Origin of the sequence: Pedobacter sp. SL55 (assembly GCF_026625705.1) — a bacterium.
Lineage (GTDB): Bacteria > Bacteroidota > Bacteroidia > Sphingobacteriales > Sphingobacteriaceae > Pedobacter.
Window position 1 is genome coordinate 3,722,697 of record NZ_CP113059.1, and the last position, 26,070, is coordinate 3,748,766.

Genomic DNA, 26,070 nt, shown 5'->3' on the forward strand with positions numbered 1-26,070 from the left:
CGTCATTTTTACTGTTACCTTCTAATCCATTTCCTATCTTTACGTTAATGAGAACCAGTATATTTTTAGCAGCATTTACAATAAGTACAATAGCATTTACAAGGGTTAAATCACAAATTAAATTATCAGCTCCAATTTGGGAAGCTAACCAAAGCTTGCCTATCCCAGAATCTGTATTATACAGAGGCGATACCAAAGAATTGTACGTTAGTTTAATAGATGGTGCCGGAAATGTAAAGGATAGTAAAGGCGGTGTAGCTATTTTAAATTTAGATGGCTCAATGAAAAACCCCGAATGGGTTACCGGATTAAATGCCCCAAAGGGATTGGCCATCTACAAAAACACCTTATACATTGCAGATATTACTGCAGTAATAAGTGTGGATATTCGCACTGGGAAAATAATCAGTAAACTAGAAATAGATGGTGCCGTATTTTTAAACGATGTTACCGTGGACGATAAAGGAACTTTATATATTTCTGATACCCGAACAAATAAAATATACCAGGTTAAGAACAATAGTTATTCACTTTACTTAGAAAACGTAAGCAGTGCCAATGGATTAAAATGTATAAATAAACACCTATTTGTTTTAGCAGGAACAGAACTCTGGAAAATAAATGCTAAAAAGAAAATAACCGTTGTAGCTAAAGGATTTGAAAAAGTTGGCGATGGGCTAGAGCCTATTGGAAACGGCGAATTTATTGCCACTTGTTGGGCTGGAATTATTTATCACGTTAAAGCAGATGGCACCATCTATAAATTACAAGATGTGCAAGGAAAAATGAATACCGCAGATTTAGGTTATAATCCTAAAGACAGGATCATCTACATCCCTACTTTCAACCAAAATAGTGTTATTGCTTATCAATTAAAATAAACAAATAACTACTGTAGCTACAGTTTAAAATTACTCGGCCTGAAAACCTGATGCCAGTTCTCTTAGCTGATCTACAGAAATCTCACTTGGATTACGGTATTGCTTTTCTAACAATTCTTGCGCTATGGCAATTTTACCGCTGGTGGTTTTTATCAGAATATTACCACCTTCAATAGTGCTAGAAATATACCTACCAACCTGACGATTAATGTAAGAGAAGCGGAGCACTAACTCATGGAAAATAAATACTGGATAATTCATAAGTTAAAGGTAGCGCAGCAATGTTAACTTAATGTTAAGTATAAATAAACAAAAGGTTACCTACCCTCTAAATGTAGCTAATTAGGCTAGCTGTCTGTGATCATTAATTGCTGGATATAAAACTCGATGAGGATATCTGTCAGCAAATCCAATAACTAACTTGAGCATATAGTAATTACTCTTACACCTCGTTAAACTTTCTTTAATTTGTTCCATATCTTGCCCCATACTTTCATCCAAATATCCCATACCGTAAACCTTTCCATTTTCTACCCAAACAATTCCTTTCTCATTTTGGTCTCTTCCATCCAACATCAACGCAAATTGCTGTACGCTTTCATCTAGTTCGCTCAAGAATTTCTCTACGTTTAAATTATGCTGTTCAATGTTTGGTAAAGGAAGATCTGTATAGAACACACTAGCATTGCCATACCTGCAAAACCGATTATCTATTTCAAAATAACGGCTTTTATCAGCTAAAAAGCTAACCGCTTCGGCTTCGTTATCAAACGCTTTTAAACAATGTTGTTGTTTGGGTAATTTGCCAACTGCTAAGTAGCTATAGCCACTAACAGCCACATAGTGATACAAACCAAATTTAGCCTCAAAACGTTTGAGCGCACGATTGTGTATGGGCCAATGTTTCTGGATTTCGGTACATTCTAACAGCAAAGCCATCAGTTCTGAACCGCAGCGCTCAAAAGAGATATGATAAATATCATTAAGGAAATTTTGCCTACGTAGAGTGGTATTGTTACCCGTAAAATGAGAAGCTACCCTTTTCTTCAAGTTTATGGCCTTACCCACGTAAATTACCTTTCCCTTTTGATCGTGAAAGTAATAAACGCCAGGGCATTCGGGTAAAGCCGCAAAATCGGTGGTGGGCACATTAGAAGGTAGTCTTTGTTCTGGAGAAACTTTACGCACCATTCCGGCAATCAGGCCTTCAGTATCCTTTTCTATAAGTATCGAAAAAAGTTCTGCCGTAGCCAAAGCATCGCCCATGGCACGGTGCCGATCTTTCAAATTTATCCCAACTTGGCTACATAATTTGCCAAGACTATAAGAATTGAGGCCAGGCAGCAATTTGCGAGACAGTCTTACGGTACATAGCTTAGTCGCATCCCAAGGTTGACCACAAGCGGCCAGCTGTGCCCTTAAAAAAGAATAATCAAAATTTACATTGTGGGCTACAAAAATTTTGTCCTTTAATAACGAATAAATTTTTTCAGCTACCTCGGCAAAAATAGGAGCTTTCGCAACCATTTCATCATCAATACCTGTTAATGCTGTAATATGAAGCGGGATTTCCATTTCAGGGTTGATCAAGCTAGACCAACGGCTAACCACCTTATTACCATCATGTAACAAAATAGCTACTTCGGTAATTCTACTACCAGAAACACTACCACCGGTAGTTTCAATATCAACAATTGCATACTTTGTTTCAGTTGAATTAGAAATGTTCTTTTTTGTAGCTAAACCCATTACGCAAATATTACTAAAAAAATTAGCAAAAACAAGTTTTTAGTTTGTTATTTTTTACTATTTTAGCCTGATTATTATGAAGTACCATTACATGCGCATCTCGCCTACTACTGTACGTATTGAGCTGATACCCGAAGACAATTCTGAAAAAATGCTTTTGCAAAATTTGTCGCAAGGCGAACCAGATAATCAAGCGTTAAACAAACTGTTTGAAAACGGCCTCGCTATTTATCAAACTAGCACAAAACTAATTACTAAAAAGTTCATGGATTTTCCGCGAGTGGCGCTGTGTAGTTTTGAGAATATTGTACAACTATCTGATGTAAGTATGCCTTAGTGAAGGCTGAAAATAAAAACCCTTTTAGCTTTTCAGTTCTTATAAAATTATTGCAGCTGCTCAATTAACATTTAAATGTAACCAAGTGATGAAATTTTCTTTATTCATTACTTACCAATTACATCAGCCTATATATCTTTTTGTAATTGATAATATTTCAATATCTACAAATTCTCTTTAAATAAATTAGCATAAAAACACAAAAAGAACACCATAAACAAACAATAGAGTTTTAACGCTGTTTTTACGCACTTCTTTTTAGAATACAAAGTTACCACAAAATATTCTGCAAAACATTAACACTAATGTTTTTCGTTTTCGTACCTTAGCCCTCTCTTAATAAACCTTCTCTATTTACTTTACAGCAATTATTATTAATTAACCCCACTTCATAAAGGGCTATCTATACTAATTTTCTGTAAGACATAACTTTTGCGGCTAAGGTTGCATAAGTAAAAAATTAACTCTCAAGAATTAACGTCCATTAAAATAAACTATAGTAAAAATCACGCAATATAAAAGTGACTAAAATCACAACTTTTAGGAATACTAATCACAATTAAAGTAGTGGTTTTTGAGTTAAGAAAAATATTTTTGCATAAACCAAAAAAAACAAGAGAAATGAGAGAATAAAATCACAAAAAGTAAACAAAGTACAGTTAAGAGTTTATATACGAGAAAACAAAGCACCAAAAAACTACACTTAATTATCAATTTTATTCATTTCATAGCTTATCATTAAAGTATGATTAGCCAGTTACAATAAATAACCTAATTTCACATCATCTATCTATGCCTACAAATTATTTTTTATTACACCAGACAAAGATAGATTTATGCGAAAGATTGTAATAGTAGAAGACGAACCAGAATTGGCTAACAACATAGCCGAATTGGTTTCACTCTTAGGATATCAGGTTGCTGGTATCTTTAATAATTTTAAGAGTTGTTTGCTGTTCTTAAATGAAAACCCTGTTGATTTAGTAATATTAGATATTTTGCTGAAAGGCGAAGAAACAGGGATAGAACTTGGAAGAACAATTTCTAGCACTTATGATATTCCAATCATATTTTGTTCTGCCTACACAGACGAGCAGTTGCTACAACAGGTAAAATCTATAAAGCATAGCGGTTACATTGTAAAACCATTTAATCGTCAGATCTTAAAGACCACTATTTTCTTGGCGCTTAACGATAAATTTGTAACCCCACCTACCAGCGGAAAAGATACACTGCATGTAAGAGATAAAGGTTATTTAATACCTATAGAATTTAAAAACATTTTAATTGCCGAGGCAGACGGGCTTTACACAAAGATTGTTACTGCCAAAAAGAACTACCTAATTAGGGCCATACTTAAAAATATCGAAGAACAGTTACCTTCTAATAAATTTTTAAGAGTACACAAATCTTACTTGGTTAATCTTGATCATATTTCTTCTTTTAACAGTAAAGGAGTAAAAATCAACGATAGTATAGTACCAGTGAGAAGAGGCTACTTTAAGTCACTTAAAGAATTGTTCAGCAACTAAAAAAATACGTCTTATCAACTCTAACATTATTGAGTCGGCCAAATTATTTGAGCTGATCACGAACAATACAAAAGATCTTATCGTTCTTTTTAATTGCGATTTTTCTATCCTGTACATTTCCCCATCGGTTAAAAGATTGTTGGGCTACGAACTTTTCGAAATAGTTGGAAAAAAAATGGAGGATATTTTTGCAGTAGAAGAACCATTAAGAGTAAGCGAACCACAAATTTTGGCCTTTAGGCCAAAAAACAAAACTGAAAAGATATTATTAGAATCTTTAATTAAACCTATATTGTTAAATGACAAGGTAGATCGATATCTTGGCATTTTAAGAGATGTAGATATTAGAGAAAATCTTAAAAAAGAACTAGAGGCAGCCTTAAAAAAGGAAAAAGAGATTAACGAAAACAAGTCTAAGTTAATTTCAATGGCGTCGCATGAGCTTAAAAATCCACTTGCTACAATTTCGAGTAGCTTAGAGCTGCTAAGTTTTTATATACAAGATGATCCGCATATTGTAAAACCAAATGTTGAAAGACATATAGAAAAAATACATACACAATTAAATCGGTTAAATGAGATCGTTAACGAGCTCCTTACCATGGAGAAAACCAAGGCACAAAACCAAGATGTAACCTTGTCTAGCTTCGATTTAATTACTTTTATAAGCACTTTGATCAATGATAGTTTTTCTGATGCAGACCAGGCAAAAATTAAAATAAAGTGTAAAGAAGATATCTTATACATTAACTCTAATAAGATTTTATTGCACCACATTTTTAAAAACTTAATTGAAAATGCCATTAAATATTCTAAGCCAGATAAAACCAAAATACAGGTATTAATAGAGGTGGGGAAATTACAGGTTGATGTTTCTGTAAAAGATAATGGTGTTGGGGTAAATCCATTAGAAAAAGATAAAGTTTTTGACCAGTTTTACCGATCTAGTAGAACTTCTGAACTTACAGGTTTTGGCCTTGGGCTTTCTATAGTGAAAGAATGTGCCTCTATGCTTGATGCTAAGGTTACCTTAAAGAGTACAATAGATAAGGGCAGCTTTTTAAAGTAAGTTTACCAAAATAAGAAGCTTTTATTGGGATGAGACAGGTTACCCAAAGCTAGCGCTATAATTAAGATAATGCTAGTTTTGGGGATTAACTTGCACTTTTTAATACGCCGTAATGTTGCTATTTTAGCTCTACAATACTTTTTAACCTGGGTTCGGTAAAATTAATATCAATAACATCAGCTTTTCCTGTCTATAAAATAGCCCGGCCTTCGAGCAACCCTCTAAAAGACAGGAATGCGGGGTGTAGTATTAGTTTTAAAAACTCAAAAACAATAACCGAACTGAGGTTTTTAGTTCAAGTTTCGAATTAACAACTAGTAGTGTTCGAAACCTATTATTTGTTGGCGTCCCCGCCGAAAGATCGTGCTAACTTAAAAGACATTTCTTGCTTCGAACACTCCTAATTAACAACCCTGTGATAGGACTTCGAGATTGCAAATTAGGTGTACTGGGACAGAGTGTTCTAAAAAATACAAAGAGCTTTCCCTACTATCGGAGAAGATATTAGGATAACAATAGGAATGGAAATAAGTATTAAACCGTGAAGCGGTAACTTTATTTCATTTTGATTGTGCATAATGCCGAGCGAGCAAAAATTTCACAAAAATCTAAACTGCCTGAATTTCTTTTAGCAAGTGTTCGAAATCTACAGGTTTGGTTAGCAATAAATCAAACTTTTCTGTAGTAAGCGAGCCTAAGTAACTAGAAAAACCAGAGGTCATGCCTATCATTTTAGTATTTTCGTAACCTTCTTTTCTGGCATACTGTAGCAGTTCCAAACCGTTTAATTTGGGCATCATGATGTCGGTAATAATCACATCAAATTGCGCTTTCTGGCTTAGGTGCTTTTCAATTGCCTCTTCCCCATCGCTAGCCATGGTAACTTCACAAAAATTTTTAGAAAGTACGCTATTGATATGTAGTCGCACTGCCATATCATCTTCTACAAGTAGAACCTTAATATTATTCATTTCTTTAAACTCCTTATCTCTCCTCAAAAAAATAATCAAAAACACCCAAACAGATGCAAAGATATATTTTTTTGAGGAGGCAAAATACTTGATATTTCTAAAAATTTACTGCAATTTTTCTTTGGTCGTACCTGCAGTTTTGGAACAATTCGTCGAACACGTTAGAGATCCTTAACAAATCTGCCGCAGAAAGGTTGCTCCCGCTAGGCAAACACAAACCAGTTTCAAAAATATCTTCTGAAACACCGCTGCCAAAATATGGATATTGGCTGTAAAGCGGCTGCATGTGCATTGGTTTCCAAATAGGTCTAGATTCTATGTTATCGAAAGCTAGTGCAGCCATTACATCGTCTCTAGTAATTCCCATTGCTCTTTCAGAAGAAATTTTAATGGTAGTTAACCATCTGTTAGAAAAGTAATTAGAATTAGGTTCTTCTAGCACTTCTACGCCATCAATATCACTAAAATAAGCTTTATAAAACTCAAAATTACTTCTTCTGGCTGCTACCCTATCATCAATTACTTCGAGTTGGCCAATACCTACGCCGGCAAGCACATTACTTAACCTGTAATTGTAGCCAACTTGCGAATGCTCGTAATGCTGTGCTACGTCTTTAGCTTGTGTTGCTAAGAATTTTGCATTTTTAATTAGTTCTTCGCTATTGCTAATTAAAGCACCGCCCGAACTAGTTGTTATAATTTTGTTTCCGTTAAAGCTAATTACACCGCACTTGCCTATAGCTCCGCAATACTGGTTTGCAAAGGTACTACCTAAGGCTTCGGCAGCATCTTCTAATACTGGTATGCCGTATCTATTGGCCACTTCCATAATGGCTTCCATATTTGCAGGCATGCCATAAAGATGCACAGGAATAATTGCTTTTGGCAATTTAGGTTCGCCTTTTCCTTTTGGGCCACGAATTTCGCCTTTTAAGCAAGCCAATATGGCACGCTCTAATTGCACCGGACACATGTTCCAGGTATCGGTTTCAGAATCGATAAATACTGGGGTTGCACCCAAATATTTGATTGGATTTGCAGATGCCACAAAAGTTAGGCTTTGCGTGAGCACATAATCTTCTGCTTGTACACCAAGTAGCGATAGCCCCAAATGTATGGCCGCCGTACCTGAGCTTAAAACTGCCGAGTGTGCTGCGCCGGTATAATCACACAGATCTTTCTCAAAAACATCAATGTGTGGCCCAACGGGCGCTACCCAATTACAGCGAAAAGCTTCTTCAATGTAGGTTAACTCGTTTCCAGACATGTGTGGAGAGCTTAACCAAATCTTACTTTTTAACGATTGTTCCATATCAATTCTGATTTAGGCTAAAAATTTAATTCAAGAATAATCCCACTTCTTTAATAGAAGCATCTTTAAATCCAATCTGTTGTAGTTTTTCTAAGGCTTTTAGGGCTTGATCTTTGTTTAAGAAAACCCCGTAGAAGTATTTCCTGTAACCCTCTTGATTTTTTTCGCTGAACATGTTAAGCCATCTAAGATCAAGAGCAGAAGTTTCGTTTTGTGCTGGTAGTTTGGTAACCTGTATGGTGTAATATTTATTATCGGCAACCATAGCTGAGGTAGCTGTAGTTAAACCGGCTTCTAGTTTATCTTCTAAACTGAGTAATTGCTTTAGTTTAAGTTCTAATTCTTGTTTGTTGGTTACTTCTGGGCCAAACAAACGTTCGTCTATAATTTTTTGTAGATTTTGTTCGTTAAAACCTTTAAGTACCAATTCGCTTCGGCGATTTTTCTCCTGCAAACTATCAATACAAGAAATACAGTTGTTGATAGGCTCTTTTTTACCGAACCAAGACACCTCTATTTTAGCTGGATTAACACCCAAGGCTGATAAGTACGTTTTAACAGCATCCGCTCTGCGTTCGCTTAGTTTCTTGTTGTAAGCAACACTTGCCCTCAAATCGGTATGCGATCTTACGTCTAAGGTTAGGTCTAAGCGTTTCATCAACCGGCTAATTTGGTTTAATTTAAGCTGTGCATCTGGCCTAATGTTGTACTTATCTAAGTGATAATAAACCGTATCTACAAACAAAATGGCATTGCCGCTATTGGTGTTTAATGGTACCAATGGCATTGGCGTTTTCACCTCCGTTTTAACAGTATCTACATTTTGCTTAGCAGTGGCAATAGCTTGGTTGCTAACTTTAATAGAATCGCAAGGCGGACACAAACTCACACCAATTGGTGTAATAGCAGTAACCTGCTTTCTAAATTGTGCTGTTTTTTTATCTAGCGCTGTTTTTTTCCTAAATGGATAAAAACTTAAACCTAGCTCTACGTGGGCCACATCATAATAAGTCTTTAGCATTGGCACCTCGTAACTTGCACTAATACCCAACCTATCTGATAGGTTAATAGCCGCTACCCCATATACCGATTGCCAAGACCTACTATAAACTCCCAACGAAAGTGTGTTGTTTTTTACCTTGTGCAACCAGGTTAAACTGTAGGTGGTTTCATGTATTTCTACGGTATCACGTTGTGGTTTATAATCCCTTAAGAAAATACCTTCTTTCCAAGAATAGTGTTCTACCCTTACTGCATCTTTATCGCTAAACTGGTAATGTAGCCCACTTAGCGCAGCCACTCTGTAGCGTTTTAAAAGTGTATTTACACCCTGATAGTTTAAATTATGGTTAGGATTAGTGATGTTATAGGCAGAAAAACCAGTTTCTATTTTCAACCTACCTATCTCAATTTTATATTTAGCACCTACGCTGTAGTTTAGGTAAGATGTAGTAGCGGTATTACCAGAGTTTATGGCACGGTTTAAATATCGAAATGCACTTACATCGAGCAAACGATCGTAGCCAGATTTAGTCATATCTACACCGCCTGTAAGGTAACTGGCCTGTGCACCTAAACGCAACTGCTGTAATCCTGCTTTATCAAGAAAAAACCTTCTTGCCACAGAAGCGCCAAAATAATTACCATGAACAGGAAACGAACTCGCTCCAGATCTCATGTAATTTAGGCCCACTGCCCAGTTTTCGCTGTTTCCTAAGTTTAAATCGGCAGATAGGTTATAAATGTAATTATGTGCCGTTACATTATTAACCCTTGCGCCTAAGCCCAGTACCCTTAATTTACCTTCAAAGTCTCCGGTTTGAGCCGGATTTACAACCAAGGGTATTGCATTATACTGCGAAACTCTTGCATCTTGTGCATACAGATTAAACACACTAAAAAAGGCAAGAAAGGTGGCGGCTAAAGCTTTTGAAAAATTAATATTAAGCATGGTTAATTTAAGTTGTTAATAAAGGCGTTAATATGCTTGAGGTTTTCTGTTACTTCTTTCTCTGCATTTACATGCAATACTGGCACCCCTAGCATTTTTAGTGTTTGTATTTTTTCTTGATACTCTGCAATGTTTTTTTTAGCGTATTTTTCTAGCGCTACTCCAGAGAGCTTTGCATGGCTAAAGGTTTTAATGCCTTTTTCTTTTCTTTCTATAATTCTAGATAGGTGTTTTTCAAATGGCAGCTCTAAAAAAACAACTGCATTTGGGTTTAAAACCACATCTTTCTTTATCTCTTTAGGCGTATGGCTAGACAAAATACTAGGCGTTAAACCATGATGATGATGAAGAGCACCTTCATCAAACAATACCTTATCAGTTAGTATTGGTTTTAATGCAGCCTGCAAATTCACACATCTTTTAAAATTCTCTTTTCGTTTTTTTACAACTTCTATGTTTAACTCTGTAGCCAAAAAATCATTAAGCAAAGCCGAAGAAAGTAAGTAGTTTGCACTGCTGGTACAATCTAAATGCTGATGGAGCAAAATTTTTCTGGAAAGACCGTATTTCTTTTTTGCTACCATATTTGAGCTTAACAGCAGTTTATAAACCCATTGTTTGTTAAAACCAAAGCTTGTTGGCACACCACTGGCGGCCTTAATACAGGCTTCTTTTACGTTCAAATATTTTCTTTCGTTACAAACCTCAAATAACTTTTGGTATAAGTATGTTTTTCCAACTCCAGATGCCCCTAAAAGTTCTATAGATTTCATAGCTAAGTTTAATCTTGAAATTTGTTTACATCAATATTATACCAAGACAACAAGTCTTTAAAAACCAAATCATTTCCTCCGCCATATATGTTTTTCAACATCAATTGCTCTTTTCCTAATCCGGTTATAGATACGAAAGGTTTGCGGAACAGGCCAGCTAACGATACTATTTTGGTATTATTTCTAATTGCCATTACTTTAAGCCAAATGTCATCGGTTAATAGTGTTCTATTTTTAAGCTGCTCTTTATCAAACAAATCTTTATGCAAAGCTCCCGGTGGGTAAATTACCCCGCCTACACCCAAATTAAGTAGCGTATGAGAGGGCTCTCTGTTTCTTCTAATTACTTCCCAATTCACATAAGATTCTACTTGGCCATTTTTAGTTTTAATTTGCCTGGTTAATACCGAACAAATTTTATCTGGGTATAAGCCAGCATATTGTTTCAAAACGCCTACTAAATTTGGTGGATAAATCTTATCATCATCTACCGTTATAATATTTGCCTCTGGAAAAGAAGACATGGCGTAGAAATATTTGTTATGTGGCTTTAAATTATCTGTTACAAAAACTATTTGCAGACCTCTTTTTTTCAGTTTCAGCAATCGTTGTGGCAATGTATTTTCATCCTTAAACTCATCTAATGCCAAGTATAAAATAACTGCATTGGGCATTTCTTTTTGTCTAAGTATGGATTCTACCACTAGCCAAACTTTATGTATCCGATCTGGCTTTGAGGTCATAGAAACAATAAACTTATCATTCCTATTCAAATCTGTATCTAATTCAATTCGAAAACGATTGGTAAAAAGAGACGAAAAAAAATATTTTAAACTATAAACTAAATTCTTTACTCTCAATATCATGCGTTAGGTTTAGACGTAGAAGGCTTTCACATGCTACATTTTGCAGCATGCGAAACCTCTCTATTTATAGTTTGTTTAGTTTGGCGGATTTACCAATTTATCCGTTAGGCGGTTACCTGCTCCGTTTGTATACCAACCCAAATTACTGGTTGCTCCAGAAGTTGCCCAATTCACAAAGTTTGGATAAGCTGCTGTCATAGACTGGCCACTTTTTGGATAAGGTATTTTCTCTGGCACATCAATAGCCCAAGTAATGTTACCGGCACTGTTTCTGGTATTACTTAAGTAGTAACGCGATGCAGCCACCGATGAATTATCGTCTTCGGTACCAAACAAAGCTTTATTTGCCCTTACTGAAGGACGCCTGTTTGACAAGTGTATTTCTACATTTCTATTACCTCTAGCAATTAAAAATGGAGATATTTTGTTAAAATCGGCAAGTGGAATTGCAGGGTTAAATTTAACCGTAAACGAGAAGGTTTCTGCTGCTCTTGTGGTGCTTCCGTTTCCAACATTATTTACGTTATTTCCGCCCAATACAGTAGTTGCACCGTCAAATACTTTAATTACCACATCGTTGGTATGGCCAGTTTCTACGCTGTAGGTAGTAGCCTTATTTGAGTTAACATTCTCGCCATCAAAATTTACGTTGGTAACAATAGCAACCTGCCCCGGAGTGGCATTAGGCACCATTACCGCAAAACCGTTGTTTTGTTGTGCAGAAATAGAAACTAAATCAAAAGTAAAGTTAACCTCACTAATTTTATTTGCCTCTACTTGGTCAATTAAACCTGCGTAATGATGGTTTACCACCATATCGTTCATATCAAAATCTGCAAGACGAGGCCAACAATCTTCAAATAACAAAGTACCTTTTAAGTTTTTTGCCGGATAGAAAACATAATCGCTATCGGTTCTAGGTACGGTAGGCAATTTAGGGTATTCGTCTGTAGGTACAGCCTCGTTAGGATTCCATGATGCGAAAAATGCGATATCAGAATAATCGCCATCGGTACCATCTTCGATAGACCAAACAATTTTATTGGTAGCTTCGTCATAAAGCGTTACCATACGTTCTTTTTTACCCGCCATGTAACCTAGTAGAACCTGCCGTATTTAGGTTATAATTTCCATAGTAAGTAGTTCTAGTGGTATTAATTGTACCAGGTGTACCTACTGCTGTTGGGGTAAAACTATTGGCTATTAAGTAAAAACCTATAGAGGTATTTGGAGGGAAAGAACCATCGGCATTAGGACCAACCAACTCTACTGTATTACCAGCCACCAAACCACTGTAATTGGTAGTAGCCATTCTAGAAGCTTACTCGGAAAAATATAACCTCTGTTACCTGCTGGTATAGCCGAAGGCGTAGCAGGCTTGTTATTACTTGGATACCAGTAATAACCCAATGTATTTTTATTAGATGAATTGGCAAACATAAATGTAATACTTACGTTAGCCGTTTGCCCTGCTTTTAAATCTAACACAATATCTCTAGGAATAGCAGAGTTCAAATAACCAGATGATTCTTGCACTGGCACACCTTTTGGAAGAGCAGCCTTAAAACGTTGTAAGAAACTTGGGTTTACATACACAGGGTTTGTTAAATAGTCTGGATAACCCACATTGCTCCATGACCTAGTTGCCAAAGTTTGCGAACCTGTTAAACTAGCCTGAACAGCGTTTGTACCAAACTTAAAGCCTGTAGATGCTGTTGTTTTAGCACTTTGAGATGGACTATATACCAAATCGAAACCTTGAGCCGATTTAACCAACTCGAAATATTCTGGTATACCTATTGATTTTGACAATAGATAAATCTTATTGATATCTCCAGGAATTCTAAGTTCGGTGCTATACTCTCCTTTTTCGTTTAAACGAATAGATCTGATGTTACGCAACTTACTCAATTCTGACGGCTGGTCTAGGTAGCTATCAGGATTGTCTAAATAAACATCAAACTCGGCACCTTGATAAGGTATTTTACCCAACAGTTCTACATGAACATTAAGATTTTGTAGTGATGTAGTTGAGTAGTCAAATCCCTCAGCAACTTTCATTTCTCTGAAATTTACTTCGTTGTTAGTTTCTACGTCTTCGTGATCTTGCTTTTTACATCCTACTGATAAGAGTACAGCGGAGATTAAAACTGGTGAAAGTATTCTAAGTTTCATTTTCTTTTTAACAGCGTTAACGATTTTAAATGAGGACAATAATTGTGTTTGAATAATTTGTTATTGAATAAAACTAAGGCAAGTATTCTGTATAGGGATAGGAATGGTATTATTATGACTTTTTATGTAAATAAAGTGTATTTTACAAGCAACAAAAAAGCGCTAATGAACAACACTAAATTATTAACCAATCTGAGATTTAATTCTGGCCGGTATACCCATAGCAACCACATTTTCAGGAAGTGCTTTATTCACGATAGATTGCCCCCCAACAATACTGTAGTTACCTATACTAATTCCTTGTAGTGTAGCAGCGCCAATACCTAGCTCAACGGCCAAACCAACCTGCGTATGGCCACCCAAATTTACACCTGGCGCAAAAGAACTAAAAGAAGATACATTACAATCATGACCTATGGAGCAGTTCATGTTCATTACTACAAAATCGCCTATAACAGAGCCATAATTGATACAGGTACCTGGGTAAATAATAGAACCTTTGCCAAGCATGGTAGCCCTAGAAAGCCAGGCGTTTTCTGCCACCAAACTAGGGTATTTTAAACTTCCGTTAACAGCTAATTTTTTGATGATTTTTTCTTTAACTTTCGGAAATGCAATTCCAATAATCACATCTAAATCGCTCTTATCAAAAATCCAGGAAACATCTGCTATAACCGGATAACCACAAAAATTTTTGCCTTGTTTGTTTACATCATCATCTAAAAAACCGAGTAATTGCCCCTCTATTCCGTAAAGTTCTAAATTACTAGCAATGTGCCCTCCTACGCTTCCAGCGCCTATAATTACTAATTTTCTCATCCGTTTTACTTATTTTTTTGAGTTACAGTTATCTACTACAATTGCATCAACTACTTCCCTTTATATTTTGAAGAAGTTAGCTTGTTCATTTCTATTAATTTGAACCATTAAATGGTTGCATTGGCCTTTCGGCAGTTTGGTTAATGCCTTCTCTTTTAACTACCTTAATTGCAGTGAGCCACAATATTTTAATATCTAGTGCAAAACTCAACTGATCGGCATAAAGCGTATCCAGTTCAAATTTTTTAGTCCAAGAAATGGAGTTACGTCCGCTCACTTGTGCCAAACCCGTAATTCCAGGTTTTACCAAGTGCCGTTTTCGTTGTTCTGCCGAGTAAAGAGGAATGTATTTGAACAGCAAAGGCCGAGGCCCAACCAAACTCATGTCGCCTTTAAGTACGTTGATAAGTTGTGGCAGTTCATCTATAGACAAAGACCTAATGCGCTTTCCTATTTTAGTGGTACGCTCAACATCTGGCAGAAGGTTGCCCTGCGCATCTCTATCATCTCTCATGGTTTTAAACTTGATGATGTAGAAAGCCTTTTCTTTATAGCCAGGTCTTTCTTGGAAAAAAAATGCCTTACCACCATTGGCAAATTTTAGCAACACATAAGTGATGACAATGAGCGGAGAAAATACAACTAAGGCCAACAGGGCAACAATAAAATCTAGTAGGCGTTTTAAAGCGTATCTGTACATCTGTTTTGCATTTCGTTTTTATAAATTGGACGCTTTCCCGATGGTTGTGGCTTAATATCATCTACAAACATTACCTCAATATTTGCCTGGTTACCTAGAGCCGTTTTTAGGTTCAACTCAATTTCTACCAGCACGTTCTTTGGTAATGTTGTACCTTTTCTAATTCTTAACTGATATTTAGCTGGAGCTATTTGAGCAAACTGAAACTGGGGATAATACCCTGCCTTGCTTAATGGCATGTGAATAAGCGGCCCCAACGCCAACGGTGCAATTGGCGACCCTTCTGCGGTAAACAATTGTTCGGTTACCCTGCCAGAAATACTGCTTATGGCAATAAGTTGGCCATCTTTATACTCATGAGCAATGGCCAAATCTCCAGTATCATATCTCACTATGGGTACTATATCTGCAGCTAAATCTGTAACTACCACTTTGCCCACTTGGCCTTGTTGCACGGGTTGTAGGTTATCGTCAAGAATTTCTACCACTACGTTATGCCTATTGGTAAAATATACACCACCAAACGCTTTCTGTTGTGCAATTAACCCTACTTCTTCGTTACTATACCTATCTATTACATTGGCATTTAAAGCATTTTTAATATAGTTTTTCTTTATTTCTTCTATAGGCTCTGAAGTAAATACCACCGTTTTTATTTGGTGTTTTACCTTGTGGTTTTTGATATAACTAGCCAGCTCAAAAACTACCGACGGAAAACCTATAAGTACTTGAATTTTCTTTTTAACCAAAAGATTTACTGCTTTCTCGATATTACTTTGCGTTAAATTGGTGGGCACAAAGCGATATTCGTTTCGTAAAAACTGCCACCACTTAGGTTTTTGCTTGGCAGCAATTAACATAAACGGATCGCCAAGTTGATAGCCAGCAGCTTCGTTAAAATATTTGAAAGATGCAGTTCTAACTATTGCTCTTTTTTTGAGTAGGGAATTTTAAAAGGCTCGCCGTAAGAACCTCCAGTATAGGCAAAAGAATGCAGCTTATCCATATTTGCAGTAGCCATTCTTTTAGAAATATCGGCCTTGCTCATTAAGGGCTGATCTTCCAACTTACCCTTAAACCCGTTTTCCAGCAAATATTTATTGATGTTATCTGCATCTATTTTTTTATTCGCCTCGTGTTTGGCTTTAATTACCACGTAATTGGCCTGTATTTTTCCGCCGCCAAGTTTATCATAAAGAGAAAAAACACTTTTGGCTATTAATTTCTTTATCATAATAATTTGGTAAAATCTTTAGAACTCATAAATAAAGTATCGGGCCAACGCTTTAAAATCTGGAGCAATAGTTGGTTTAGCTCCTTTAAACCTTGGCTTCTATTTTTCTCGTCCATACCACCTACAAAATTCACTCTGTGCGTACCAATTATGGCCGCTTTACCACATATAAATGCGCCCTGTATTTGGCTTAGTATATGGTTTATGCCCGCGTACGAACGCTCGGTAGGTTCAAAGTTGCAGTTGCGTACATAACAGGTCATACCATTGGCAGATTTTTCTCCGGTACGAAAGGTACGGTAGCGATACTGGCCATCTGCTGCCCTATCTAAACGTTGCCTTGGTACTGCATTAAACTGTATTCCTTTCTCGAGCAGATATTGGTCAAATCCGTCTATAAAAACTCCATTTGGTGCATTAAAAACCGTTGGATAAAAACCAAACGCCTCATAAAAAAGCTCAATACCGTTCTCCATATCGGCTTTTAGCGAAGGAATATCGTTGCCACTTGTTACGTAAAAATTTGGACGGAAATTAAGTGCTGCTTTTGGTGTACCTGGCGGAGAATAAGAGGCAAAATGGTAATCGAAAGCCGTACGAACTTTTTCATCGCCACTTTGCAGTGCCTTTAACCACATTGCCGTAGCCAAATGTTCTCTGCCATGATATTCTGGCGACCAAATTTTAGCTTCGCTTCCCTGTTTCCATTGAGTTAAAACATCGCCCTGCGCATACTTTTTAATGGTATCCATTACTGGCTCGGCTACATACTTTGTAAATCCGTTTGTTTTAATTACTTCAAAATCTGGATTGGCAGTATTAAAAAATGGGCTTACCACTGCCGGGTTGCCATTCACATCTTTGTGTTTACTTAGTACCTCAAACAGGGCTTCCAAATCTTGTGCAGATGCCAAGGTATCAAAACGAGCATATCTACTGCTATCCATAGGCAAACCCGCAGCTTTTAGCTTTTGATAAGCCTCTATTGATGGTACTCCTCTACTGCCCCAATCGTCGCACTCAATGACTACGATTTTTTTGCCCACGCTTTTTCCAGGCAAGTTTCTAAAAGTAGAGATTAGGGAACGTTTAATTGTCTTTATCATTAGGCCACGTTGCTGTTTAAAAATTTACTGTAGATTTTATTCATTTCTCGAAGTGAATTTTCGATGAAAAACTTTTGGATATGTACTAAAGCACGATTGGCAAAAGTTTTGGAAAGCTCATCGCTTTGGTACAATTTCATTATAGCGGCGATAAATTCTTGCTGGTTGCCTTGCCCATACAAAAAGCCATTTTCGCCATGTACAATAAGTTCTTTATGACCTCTATCTACCGTAGCTACTACAGGCACGCCATTAATCATAGCTTCGGCCAAGGCCAAACCAAGGCCTTCTTGCCTACTGGCAGAAATACTCACATCGGCTATAGCGAGCAGTTCGTTGATATCACTGCGGAAACCTAAAAAATGCACCGTATCTTGCAAACACAGCACTGTAGCCAATTCTTGCATCTCTATTAAAAGCTTGCCTGACCCTGCGAGTAATAGTTTTAGGTTTGGAATGCGCTCTTTTAGTGCCACCAAACTTTCTATAACAAATCTGTGGTTTTTACGATGGATAAAGTTTGCCGCATAAAACAAGGTAAATGCATCTTCTGGAAGACCCAGTTGTTGCCTTAACAGCTGTTTATCGGCATTATCTACTGGCTTAAATCGATTGGTATCTACCCCTATACCCGGAATATAAAAGGTGTGGTTTGCTTTAAATTTAGTTTTGGCCAGTTGATAATCTTCTTGGTTGATGGTTACAATGGCATCGGTAAAACGAGACAGGTATTTTTCTGCTAAATAATAAGTAAGCCAATAACTTACAGGTGCGCCTTTATAAAAATGAAAACCATGCGCAGTGTACATTACTACAGTTCCTTTTGCACGGGCCTGCTTAGCAGCCAAACGAGTTAGTGCCGCAGGTATGGGCGTGTGGCAGTGGATAATATCGTAATTTCCTTCGTTAATAATTTGTTTAAGCTGCTTGTACGCAACTAGCAGTTTTGTGGTAAACAAGGTGCGCTTAAACGGTAGGTTGTAAAGTTTTTCTATTCCGGCAACTTGGCCATTTCCCCTTACCTCTACCGCAGCATCTAAATGATGTCCTTGTGATTTCAGCATCTCAAAATAAGGAAGATGAAATACCTGCAAATGAATATCTGAGGTAGCCACCACCAATATACGTTTAGGCATTTCCATGGATATTTAATTGCTTAGTTACTTGGTTAAAATCTTCTGTTTCTTGTGTTGTAGGTATACGGCCTCGCTTTTTAAGGAAGTAATTTACATTGGTAAATGGTAGCACTACCGCTGTAAAACTTGCTTTGCCTACGGTAACCAACATGGCTTTAAAGTTGGGCCAAAAAGCATACTTTAATAAACTGGTATGATGAATGAGCGAATAGTAATAGGTTTTTAATATCTTTTTTCCGGTTACGGATACAAATTCGGAATAATAGTAGCGTACAGCAGGCATACTAATGTATTTTCTGCCCACGAGGTAACGTTGCATAAAATCGGTATCCTGTGCATGTTTCAGTTTGGTGTTAAATGGCACTTTTCTGGCTAAATCTAGCCTAACCAACGATGTTCTGAGCGCACAATTTAACCTGTAACCATACTCATACACCTTGGCAATGCCATTGCCACAGCCTCTTACAGTTTCTAAATTAAAAGCTGCGTTATAACAAGCATTTCCGCAACTTACCAAGTCTACATCTTTGTTTTGTTCTAAAATTTGAACCTGCTCGGCAAGTTTTTGGGGATGATAAAAATCATCGGCATCTAAAAAAGCAAGGTACGCTCCTTCTGCGGCATCTAGTGCGGCTTGCCTGGCTATAGGCCTACCTAGATTTTTCTCAAAATGGATGATCACAAAGCGAGGATCGCTTAGGCTATCCAAAAATGCTCTTGTGCCATCACTAGAGCCATCGTTTACAATTACACATTTCCAATTAGGGTAAGTTTGATTAACTAACGAGTTGGTGGCTAGGGCTAAGGTATTTATGCCGTTGTAAACCGGCATCATGATACTAATTAAGGGTTGGGATGTGCTCATATTACGTATGCTATAAATTTTTTAACGGTTTGGTCTATATCAAACTGTTGTTTAATGTCTGCTGCATTTTTGCCAAGCTTGTTGCGTAACTCTTGGTCGTAAACCAAAGTATCTATAGCTGTTGCTAGTATTTCAAGGTTGCCAACTGGCACTTTAATTCCGTTTATTCCATCTTTTATAAAATCATCATTGTTACGCCAAGGCATACAGTTGGTGGCAATACATGGCAAACCGAGCGACATGGCTTCTATTAAAGCCATAGGGAAATTTTCTGTTAACGATGGCATCACATAAATACTAGCCTGATTGAGGTAAAGTGCTGTATTTTGCTGCATTCCAAGAAAAACAACACGATCTGCTACGCCTTCGGCTACTGCTAACGTCTCTAGTTCGCCTTTAATTGGTCCATCGCCCAAGAACCACAGCTCCCAATTATTGTTAGTTTTGGCAAAGGCTTTCAACAACACATCTTGCCCTTTTTCTGGAGATAGCCTGCCCATACAAACAATAGCTTGCTTGCGAGGCAACTCTAATTTTTCTGGAAACAATACCGGATTATCTAATACCAATATGTTTTTTTGACCATACTGTTGTGCTACCTTTTGTTTTGCAGCTTCTGATAAAACCAATACGCCCTTTACACGTGGGTAAACCCAGTTATCAATTCGCGGAAAAGGCGATTGCCTAGAGCGCTGCGGATTAGAATGATCTGCTAAGTAAACATCATTTACCAAACCTTTTAAGCATAGGTAAACAAAAGAATTGAGCCACTCGCCATTTACTATTACGGTACACTTTCCTATCTGTTTAATGGTTTTTCTAATGAAAATTGCCGCATTTAAAATATAGCCTAGCTTGCCTCCGGGCTTGCGTTGGGCTTGGTTTTGTATTACTTGTATTTTGGGATGCAGTTCGTATAAAGATTGCTTTTTGTGCATTACCACTAAAAAAACTTCGTATTTACCCAGTGCCGCTATTTGGTTGGCAAAGGTGGTTACCACACGTGCAATACCACCGGCACCAATGGTGTTCAGTACAAAAACAATTTTACGCTCGCTGTTCATCACTAAATTTGTAAAGTCTTGCCAATTGGTCTGAGGTCATAAATACCACATCAGGCCATTTTTTGAGTATTTGTGTAAGTAAAGTATTTAGCAGTTGTAGGCTTTCTGTTCTATTGCTTTCTACCACATTGCCTATATAATTTACCCTATGGGTGTCTATTACGGCTGGCTTGCCCCATTTAAAGGCGGTTTCCATGCGCTTTAAGCAATCGGCAACCCACCAATTTCCTTTACCATTAGAAGGTTCGAAAAAGCAGTTTCTTACTAAGTTTACTTTACCAGTTTTGCTGTCTGATCCTGCAGTACGCAACTTCTTCACATATTTTCTTTTACCATTTTCAATTCCATTAGGGAAAAAAGAATAAAGTTTACCTTGCAAACCATATACTCCTTTGTGGTTTAAATAATCTATTAAAGTTTGCGGAGCGATGTAGCAGGGCGGGATAAAAGTTTCTGGCGCAAAGCCAAAGAAATCCTTAAAAATATTGATCCCTTGGTCTATACTACGTTTCCAGTAGTGTTCATCTTCGGGCGCAGTATAATCATAAGCGGCAAGCAAATATTCGGCACCATCAAACGTGGTTTCGAAACCGTAAGTGCCGTGGTTAAAAGCTTCACGAACGCAAACATCGCCCTTAGCTAAACTAGCTAACCAACGTTTTTGGTTTACGTGCTCGCGGCCGTGATATTGCGGCTGGTACAAACCCTGAGCCAAGCCTTGATGCCATAAAGGCAAAGCAGCGGGTTGTGCGCTGCCAATGGTTTGGTAAAAGGGCTCTACCACAAAACGCTCGAAATTATGATATAAAATTTGCTTAAAATCTGGATTGCCCGTAGTTACATTAAAAGTAAAAGCAGGATGTTTGCCATTACGATCTTTATGTTTCAGTAAAACTTCAAATAGTGCTGTTAAATCATCTGCCGATGCAAGTGCATCAAATTTGCTAAACCTATCGGTTTGCATTAACGGAATTTTTTTAGAGAGTGCTTGATAAACTTCTTGTGATGGCATACGTATGCCTCCCCAATCATCAGACTCGAAAACCACAATTTTTTGATTAACTTTTTGACCTAAAGCAGCCTGTATGTTTAACGAAAGCTCTTTTTTTAGTTTCTTTAGCATCTTTTATTTCTTAAACCAGTCTAACATAGATTGTCCTTGCTCACCTATACACAACACCGGATTACTAGTTACCACCAATACATTTATGGTTTGCAAACCAATACGTAACGTAAAAACGATATATATGGCTAGTAGCGGAAGTGCTACATATACCGAGCGCCTTAACCATATAAAATGAGCCGAGTAATTCTGTATCAGTATAAAAGCAAAGCAAAAAGTTAAGTAGTAGCTAGGCAGTAAAAACCTACCAAATGATGGAATGGCAGAGAGGATATTGAAACCTATAAGAAAGTACAATATCATGCAAAAACTGTTAAACAGAATTGGCTTTGAGGTAATGAAGTTTCGATGTAAAATGAAAGAGAAACAAATAATAAATAGGCTAAACCAAGCAATAATCTGGGCTTTTAAAATCACAAACCATTTGGTTGCAGATTCTGCCTCTTTTAAATTATCTGCATAATCTTGATTAACGTAGGTAGAAAGTTTTTTGTGCAGAAAATCTGGCGCATTACCAATTAAAAAATCTTGTAGGCTTTGCAATTTTACAAAACTGAATAGAAACGAACATAAGAAAGCATAAAACAGTACAGTAAGGTTTTTGGTATAAGCATAAGAAAAACCTATAATTAGCATGGGTACAATGTAAGAGAAATGAAAAAAGATAGATAGCGCTGCGATAAGCAAGTATTTTTTCTCTTTGGCCACAAAAACGTAAGGTAACATACCATATAGAAAAACCTGTGTGGCGGTCCAAAACCTAAACCCGTTAACTGCCCAAAAAGGCACCAGCAAACCAATGAGGATGAACAGAATAAACGTGGCAGGTTTTAAGCCATCTTTTAATCCTTCTAATAAAAACCAGAGATTTCTGGAATAGAAAAAACCAAAAATAAAAGCATAAACGCCAAATAAAACTGCGTAATTTTCGGTAAACCTTGCAATAATAAACGTAACTACCGGAGCGGCAAAATCTAAATAACTACTCTCTTCGTCAGAAAAGAACAGATCTAAAAAATTATCGGTAGTAATTTCTGTATGATGCAAGGTTTTTAGCTTATCGGCATACCTATTGGCATCCATCATATCATCGTAGATGAAAAAGTTGACGCCGTAAAAAACAATAAAGGCCCATAAAATATTTTTCACCCACGAAGCCCTGTAATTTCTTAAAGAAATTAACAACGAGGCTATTGGCGATAATATAAATACTGCCCAAATAAAGATATGTTCTCTAAACTGCTTGTACATTTTAATTAGCTAGCGCTATAAACTTGTTGCATACATTCTGAATTTTATATTGCTCTGGATCTGGAATTTGCAATTGGCTTTGGTAATTACCTTTTAAAAAATCTAGCAGCGGCTGGCTCTCGAAACCAAAAGTTTTTACCGAAAGAATAGGCTTTTTGATAATGGCATAGTCAATTAATTTACTTGGAGATTGTTTTGGCCCAATGTTTTCGAAATTGACTACAAAATCCATTTGCTGTAGCTCTGCCAAAAGAGCTAACCTTGGTAAAAAAGAACGCACTTCTATTTTCCCATTTGAGCGTTGCTGATATTTACTTACATGATCTGGATTATTGGTGTAAACAATAAAGCGATAATCGATATCCAATTCGCAGATAAATTCGAAAAACTCTTTTGGATCGCGAATTTTGGGGATTAAAGTACCAGCATAAGCAAAGGTTGGTATTTTATTGGCAATAATATCTTCTCTCAACTTCACATCCTCGAACCTAAAACCCTGCGGAATTACCCTTATTTTGCTTCTGTATGGAGGATAGTAAGCCGTTATAGAATCTTCAATAGGCACGGTAATAAAATCAGCTTTGCGGCAAAACCATTGCTCAAAATACTTGAAATAGAAAATCCTTTTGAAAGTGTCATTTTCGCCACCCATAAATGGATCTCCGCAATCTGCTATCCATTTTTTGGCTATAGGATTACTGGTTTTGTTAGCCCAAGCGGTACCCCAATGTACGGGATGTGGGGCGGCAATAGAAATCAGTAAATCATACTTTGATTTTTCTTTCTTGAGCGCATTTTTTACCAAAAACATGGTTTGTATATCGGGATACATAAACAATAGGTTAAACAACCTTGCTTGTATCCTTTTAACAAGCCTTTTAATGCCGCCACCAGTAACCTTTATTTGTTGCCAAGTAGGTTTACCCAAATCTTTAATCACAATGCCGTGTTCTTTTTCGAACTGGTTGTGTACTTCATTATTTCTTGGCGTAATAACCGTAACCTGATGTCCATTTATTGCCAATTCTTTAGCCAATTCTGTGGTTCTAAAAGCTCTTGGCTTGTTTTCAGGATAGAAGGTTCTGCTAACGATGAGTATCTTTTTCGATTCCATTACAATTTCAATAGTTCTTCCACAATGCGTTCGGCAGCTTTTCCATCCCACTTTTCGGGTATGGCGCCAACTTTCCACTGGCCATCAAACAGTTTTTTCATGGCAGGTGCAACTTTATCTGGATTGGTACCCACCAGTTCATTTGTTCCCACTTCGCAAGTTTCTGGTCTTTCTGTATTATCTCTTAAAGTCATACATGGCACGCCCATAACGGTAGTTTCTTCGGTAATACCTCCCGAATCTGTAATTACAGCCATAGCATTTTTTACTAGATAATTAAATTCTAAATAGCCCATTGGCGTGGTTAAATGCAGGTTTGGAATTTCATCCAGGTTTATTCCAACATTTTCGATAATATTTTTAGTACGCGGATGTACCGGGAATACCAAAGACTTACCATTTGAGCCTGTAATAATTGCATGAAGTAGTGCTTTAAACTTCTGTTCTTCGTCTACATTGGCTGGGCGGTGTAAGGTCATTACAAAATAGTCGCCTTTGCTTAATGCCAATTCTTCCCAAAGGGATGGTTTTAAAAATCGGCTCTCATTCTTCAGCAGCGTATCAATCATTACATTACCTACGAAAAATATTTTATCATCGGCTATGCCACTATTTTTTAAGTTATTGCCAGCCCAAACCGAAGTAGTAAAGAAATAATCGGTAATGCTATCGGTTACCATCCGGTTAATTTCTTCGGGCATGGTTAAATCAAAAGAACGGATACCAGCTTCTACGTGGGCCACCTTTGTATTCAGTTTTTTGGCTACTATGGCACAGGCCATGGTAGAAGTAACATCGCCTACTACCAAAACAAGGTCTGTAGGGTTTGCCATCAGTTCTTTTTCGAAAGCAACCATAATTGCTGCCGTTTGCTCTGCTTGGGTACCGCCACCGCCCCCCAAATGAGCATCAGGTGCTGGTATAGCCAATTCCTGAAAAAACGTATCGCTCATTTTTTCATCGTAATGCTGCCCTGTGTGCACCAATCGGTAGCTAATATTTGCACCATTATTTGCCGCTTTTTGAATGGCATGAATAATGGGTGCTATTTTCATGAAATTGGGCCGTGCACCGGCAATGAGGGTAATTTTCATTGATACTTATTGTTTAAATCTCAAATAAATTTTAGGAATGAGGTCTAACAGATGAGACATTCCGCGGATAAATAAATTGCTCTTGTTATTAAAAGCCTTTTTGATTAAGGCATTTTTCTGATATCGGTACTTAATTGCCCACTGTTCGCTAGGCAAGTAATATTGTAGGTATTCGAACCTAAAGAAATCTTCTTGGTTTTGTTTTAATCTACTGATAAAAACAGATTTTTTAACGGTTTGTACAGACTCTGTATGCCTACGGTACTTGGCACCCACTATGTCTAAATAGTGGATTTGATGTCCATTTCTGGTAAGTTCTAGCAACATCGGTCTGTCTTCGAAAATGGCATATTTCTCGTTAAAAAGACCTATTTGCAGCAACACATCTTTTCTTGTCATGATGGTTGATGCCCACACCGGGTTAGATCTTAATAATAACTCGAACTGTTCGTTAGCGCTACAATCTGTTTGGTTGATACGTAAATTGTTCAATTGCTTTTGAGGCAACAGGTAACGTTCTTCGAAAATATTATCGTAAATATTTACATTAGCGTAAACACATTTTACGTTTGGATTTTCATTGATGAAAGCGATATAGGTTTCGATCACGTTTGGTTCTAAGCAATCGTCGCCAGCTATAATTTTAATCCACTCTCCTGTTGATTGAGCTATGCCTCTGTTACAATTACCTGCAGTACCTGTATTTTTCTGCGTAGTTACCAGCCTTACATTTATAAACCTACTTTGGTGCTCGTCAATCCATTTTTGACATAAAGAAGTGGTTTGGTCTTGCGAAGCATCGTCAGAAATAATTAGCTCTATATGCGGATAAGTTTGGGCATAAATACTATCCAGCGTTTCTAGCACATACGCTGCCGAGTAATAAGTTATTACGACTACGGATACTAAAGGTGTTGGATTTGTTTTCACGCTGTAATCTTGTTAAAT

At 37.1% G+C, this 26,070-nt stretch carries 27 protein-coding genes; 4 read left to right on the forward strand and 23 right to left on the reverse strand.

What is annotated here, in order from left to right; translation table 11 throughout:
* Positions 1-47 precede the first annotated feature (47 nt).
* Complete coding sequence (locus tag OVA16_RS16640; RefSeq protein ID WP_267761729.1) at positions 48-881, forward strand: ATP-binding protein; 834 nt, start codon at positions 48-50, stop codon at positions 879-881.
* Between the two features lie 30 nt (positions 882-911).
* Here OVA16_RS16640 and OVA16_RS16645 read toward each other — a convergent pair whose 3' ends face one another.
* Entirely contained in the window at positions 912-1,142 is a 231-nt protein-coding gene (locus OVA16_RS16645) for a hypothetical protein (RefSeq protein WP_267761731.1), read from the reverse strand.
* Positions 1,143-1,223: 81 nt separating this feature from the next.
* A complete protein-coding gene (locus OVA16_RS16650) occupies positions 1,224-2,630 on the reverse strand; it encodes an exonuclease domain-containing protein (RefSeq protein ID WP_267761733.1) in 1,407 nt (468 codons plus the stop codon).
* Positions 2,631-2,706: 76 nt separating this feature from the next.
* Between OVA16_RS16650 and OVA16_RS16655 the strand changes: the two genes are divergently transcribed.
* The 3 genes from OVA16_RS16655 (at position 2,707) to OVA16_RS16665 (ending at position 5,568) form a co-directional block, all read left to right on the forward strand.
* On the forward strand, positions 2,707-2,967 hold the full coding sequence (locus tag OVA16_RS16655; protein ID WP_267761736.1) for a hypothetical protein: 261 nt from the start codon (positions 2,707-2,709) through the stop codon (positions 2,965-2,967).
* Positions 2,968-3,803: 836 nt separating this feature from the next.
* Positions 3,804-4,499 (forward strand): LytR/AlgR family response regulator transcription factor, encoded by a 696-nt coding sequence (locus OVA16_RS16660; RefSeq protein WP_267761738.1) that lies wholly within the window; start codon positions 3,804-3,806, stop codon positions 4,497-4,499.
* A 28-nt stretch (positions 4,500-4,527) separates the two neighbouring features.
* Complete coding sequence (locus OVA16_RS16665) at positions 4,528-5,568, forward strand: PAS domain-containing sensor histidine kinase (protein ID WP_267765416.1); 1,041 nt, start codon at positions 4,528-4,530, stop codon at positions 5,566-5,568.
* Positions 5,569-6,176: 608 nt separating this feature from the next.
* On the opposite strand, the gene OVA16_RS16670 is transcribed toward OVA16_RS16665, so the two are convergent.
* The 21 genes from OVA16_RS16670 to OVA16_RS16770 all read right to left on the reverse strand — a co-directional run bounded on the left by OVA16_RS16670 (position 6,177) and on the right by OVA16_RS16770 (position 26,052).
* Complete coding sequence (locus OVA16_RS16670; protein ID WP_267761741.1) at positions 6,177-6,539, reverse strand: response regulator; 363 nt, start codon at positions 6,537-6,539, stop codon at positions 6,177-6,179.
* Positions 6,540-6,636: 97 nt separating this feature from the next.
* The gene (locus OVA16_RS16675) at positions 6,637-7,851 is read right to left on the reverse strand and encodes an aminotransferase class I/II-fold pyridoxal phosphate-dependent enzyme (protein WP_267761745.1); all 1,215 of its coding nucleotides are present in this window, start codon (positions 7,849-7,851) and stop codon (positions 6,637-6,639) included.
* A 25-nt stretch (positions 7,852-7,876) separates the two neighbouring features.
* Positions 7,877-9,802 (reverse strand): OmpA family protein, encoded by a 1,926-nt coding sequence (locus OVA16_RS16680; RefSeq protein WP_267761748.1) that lies wholly within the window; start codon positions 9,800-9,802, stop codon positions 7,877-7,879.
* A gap of 2 nt (positions 9,803-9,804) precedes the next feature.
* Positions 9,805-10,575, reverse strand: a complete 771-nt coding sequence (locus OVA16_RS16685) for a hypothetical protein (protein WP_267761751.1) — start codon at positions 10,573-10,575, stop codon at positions 9,805-9,807.
* Positions 10,576-10,583: 8 nt separating this feature from the next.
* Positions 10,584-11,441, reverse strand: coding sequence for a hypothetical protein (locus OVA16_RS16690; protein WP_267761753.1), 858 nt, complete (start codon positions 11,439-11,441; stop codon positions 10,584-10,586).
* A 75-nt stretch (positions 11,442-11,516) separates the two neighbouring features.
* Positions 11,517-12,533: an LruC domain-containing protein gene (locus OVA16_RS16695; protein ID WP_267761756.1), complete on the reverse strand. Its 1,017-nt coding sequence runs from the start codon at positions 12,531-12,533 to the stop codon at positions 11,517-11,519.
* Positions 12,523-12,753, reverse strand: a complete 231-nt coding sequence (locus OVA16_RS16700; protein ID WP_267761758.1) for a hypothetical protein — start codon at positions 12,751-12,753, stop codon at positions 12,523-12,525. Before OVA16_RS16700 ends, OVA16_RS16695 begins: the two co-directional genes overlap by 11 nt.
* A complete protein-coding gene (locus OVA16_RS16705; protein ID WP_267761761.1) occupies positions 12,708-13,616 on the reverse strand; it encodes a hypothetical protein in 909 nt (302 codons plus the stop codon). The genes OVA16_RS16700 and OVA16_RS16705 overlap by 46 nt, the downstream gene beginning before the upstream one ends.
* Before the next feature lie 183 nt (positions 13,617-13,799).
* A complete protein-coding gene (locus OVA16_RS16710; protein ID WP_267761765.1) occupies positions 13,800-14,435 on the reverse strand; it encodes a NeuD/PglB/VioB family sugar acetyltransferase in 636 nt (211 codons plus the stop codon).
* 94 nt (positions 14,436-14,529) lie between these two features.
* Positions 14,530-15,135 carry a sugar transferase gene (locus OVA16_RS16715; protein ID WP_267761769.1) on the reverse strand — a complete coding sequence of 202 codons (606 nt, stop codon included), beginning with the start codon at positions 15,133-15,135 and terminating at the stop codon, positions 14,530-14,532.
* Positions 15,117-15,995 (reverse strand): hypothetical protein, encoded by an 879-nt coding sequence (locus tag OVA16_RS16720; protein ID WP_267761771.1) that lies wholly within the window; start codon positions 15,993-15,995, stop codon positions 15,117-15,119. The genes OVA16_RS16715 and OVA16_RS16720 overlap by 19 nt, the downstream gene beginning before the upstream one ends.
* 62 nt (positions 15,996-16,057) lie before the next feature.
* Positions 16,058-16,369 carry a hypothetical protein gene (locus OVA16_RS16725; protein ID WP_267761774.1) on the reverse strand — a complete coding sequence of 104 codons (312 nt, stop codon included), beginning with the start codon at positions 16,367-16,369 and terminating at the stop codon, positions 16,058-16,060.
* Entirely contained in the window at positions 16,366-17,475 is a 1,110-nt protein-coding gene (locus OVA16_RS16730) for a hypothetical protein (RefSeq protein ID WP_267761776.1), read from the reverse strand. Before OVA16_RS16730 ends, OVA16_RS16725 begins: the two co-directional genes overlap by 4 nt.
* A complete protein-coding gene (locus OVA16_RS16735) occupies positions 17,475-18,611 on the reverse strand; it encodes a glycosyltransferase family 4 protein (RefSeq protein WP_267761778.1) in 1,137 nt (378 codons plus the stop codon). Before OVA16_RS16735 ends, OVA16_RS16730 begins: the two co-directional genes overlap by 1 nt.
* Positions 18,604-19,476 carry a glycosyltransferase family 2 protein gene (locus OVA16_RS16740; RefSeq protein WP_267761781.1) on the reverse strand — a complete coding sequence of 291 codons (873 nt, stop codon included), beginning with the start codon at positions 19,474-19,476 and terminating at the stop codon, positions 18,604-18,606. Before OVA16_RS16740 ends, OVA16_RS16735 begins: the two co-directional genes overlap by 8 nt.
* Positions 19,473-20,540, reverse strand: coding sequence for a glycosyltransferase (locus tag OVA16_RS16745; RefSeq protein ID WP_267761783.1), 1,068 nt, complete (start codon positions 20,538-20,540; stop codon positions 19,473-19,475). Before OVA16_RS16745 ends, OVA16_RS16740 begins: the two co-directional genes overlap by 4 nt.
* The gene (locus OVA16_RS16750; RefSeq protein ID WP_267761786.1) at positions 20,524-21,663 is read right to left on the reverse strand and encodes a hypothetical protein; all 1,140 of its coding nucleotides are present in this window, start codon (positions 21,661-21,663) and stop codon (positions 20,524-20,526) included. The genes OVA16_RS16745 and OVA16_RS16750 overlap by 17 nt, the downstream gene beginning before the upstream one ends.
* 3 nt (positions 21,664-21,666) lie before the next feature.
* Positions 21,667-22,914 (reverse strand): EpsG family protein, encoded by a 1,248-nt coding sequence (locus tag OVA16_RS16755; RefSeq protein ID WP_267761788.1) that lies wholly within the window; start codon positions 22,912-22,914, stop codon positions 21,667-21,669.
* A gap of 1 nt (position 22,915) precedes the next feature.
* Complete coding sequence (locus OVA16_RS16760) at positions 22,916-24,028, reverse strand: glycosyltransferase (RefSeq protein ID WP_267761790.1); 1,113 nt, start codon at positions 24,026-24,028, stop codon at positions 22,916-22,918.
* Positions 24,028-25,122 (reverse strand): non-hydrolyzing UDP-N-acetylglucosamine 2-epimerase, encoded by a 1,095-nt coding sequence (wecB, locus tag OVA16_RS16765; protein ID WP_267761792.1) that lies wholly within the window; start codon positions 25,120-25,122, stop codon positions 24,028-24,030. Before wecB ends, OVA16_RS16760 begins: the two co-directional genes overlap by 1 nt.
* Before the next feature lie 6 nt (positions 25,123-25,128).
* Positions 25,129-26,052, reverse strand: coding sequence for a glycosyltransferase family 2 protein (locus OVA16_RS16770; protein WP_267761794.1), 924 nt, complete (start codon positions 26,050-26,052; stop codon positions 25,129-25,131).
* Positions 26,053-26,070 lie beyond the last annotated feature (18 nt).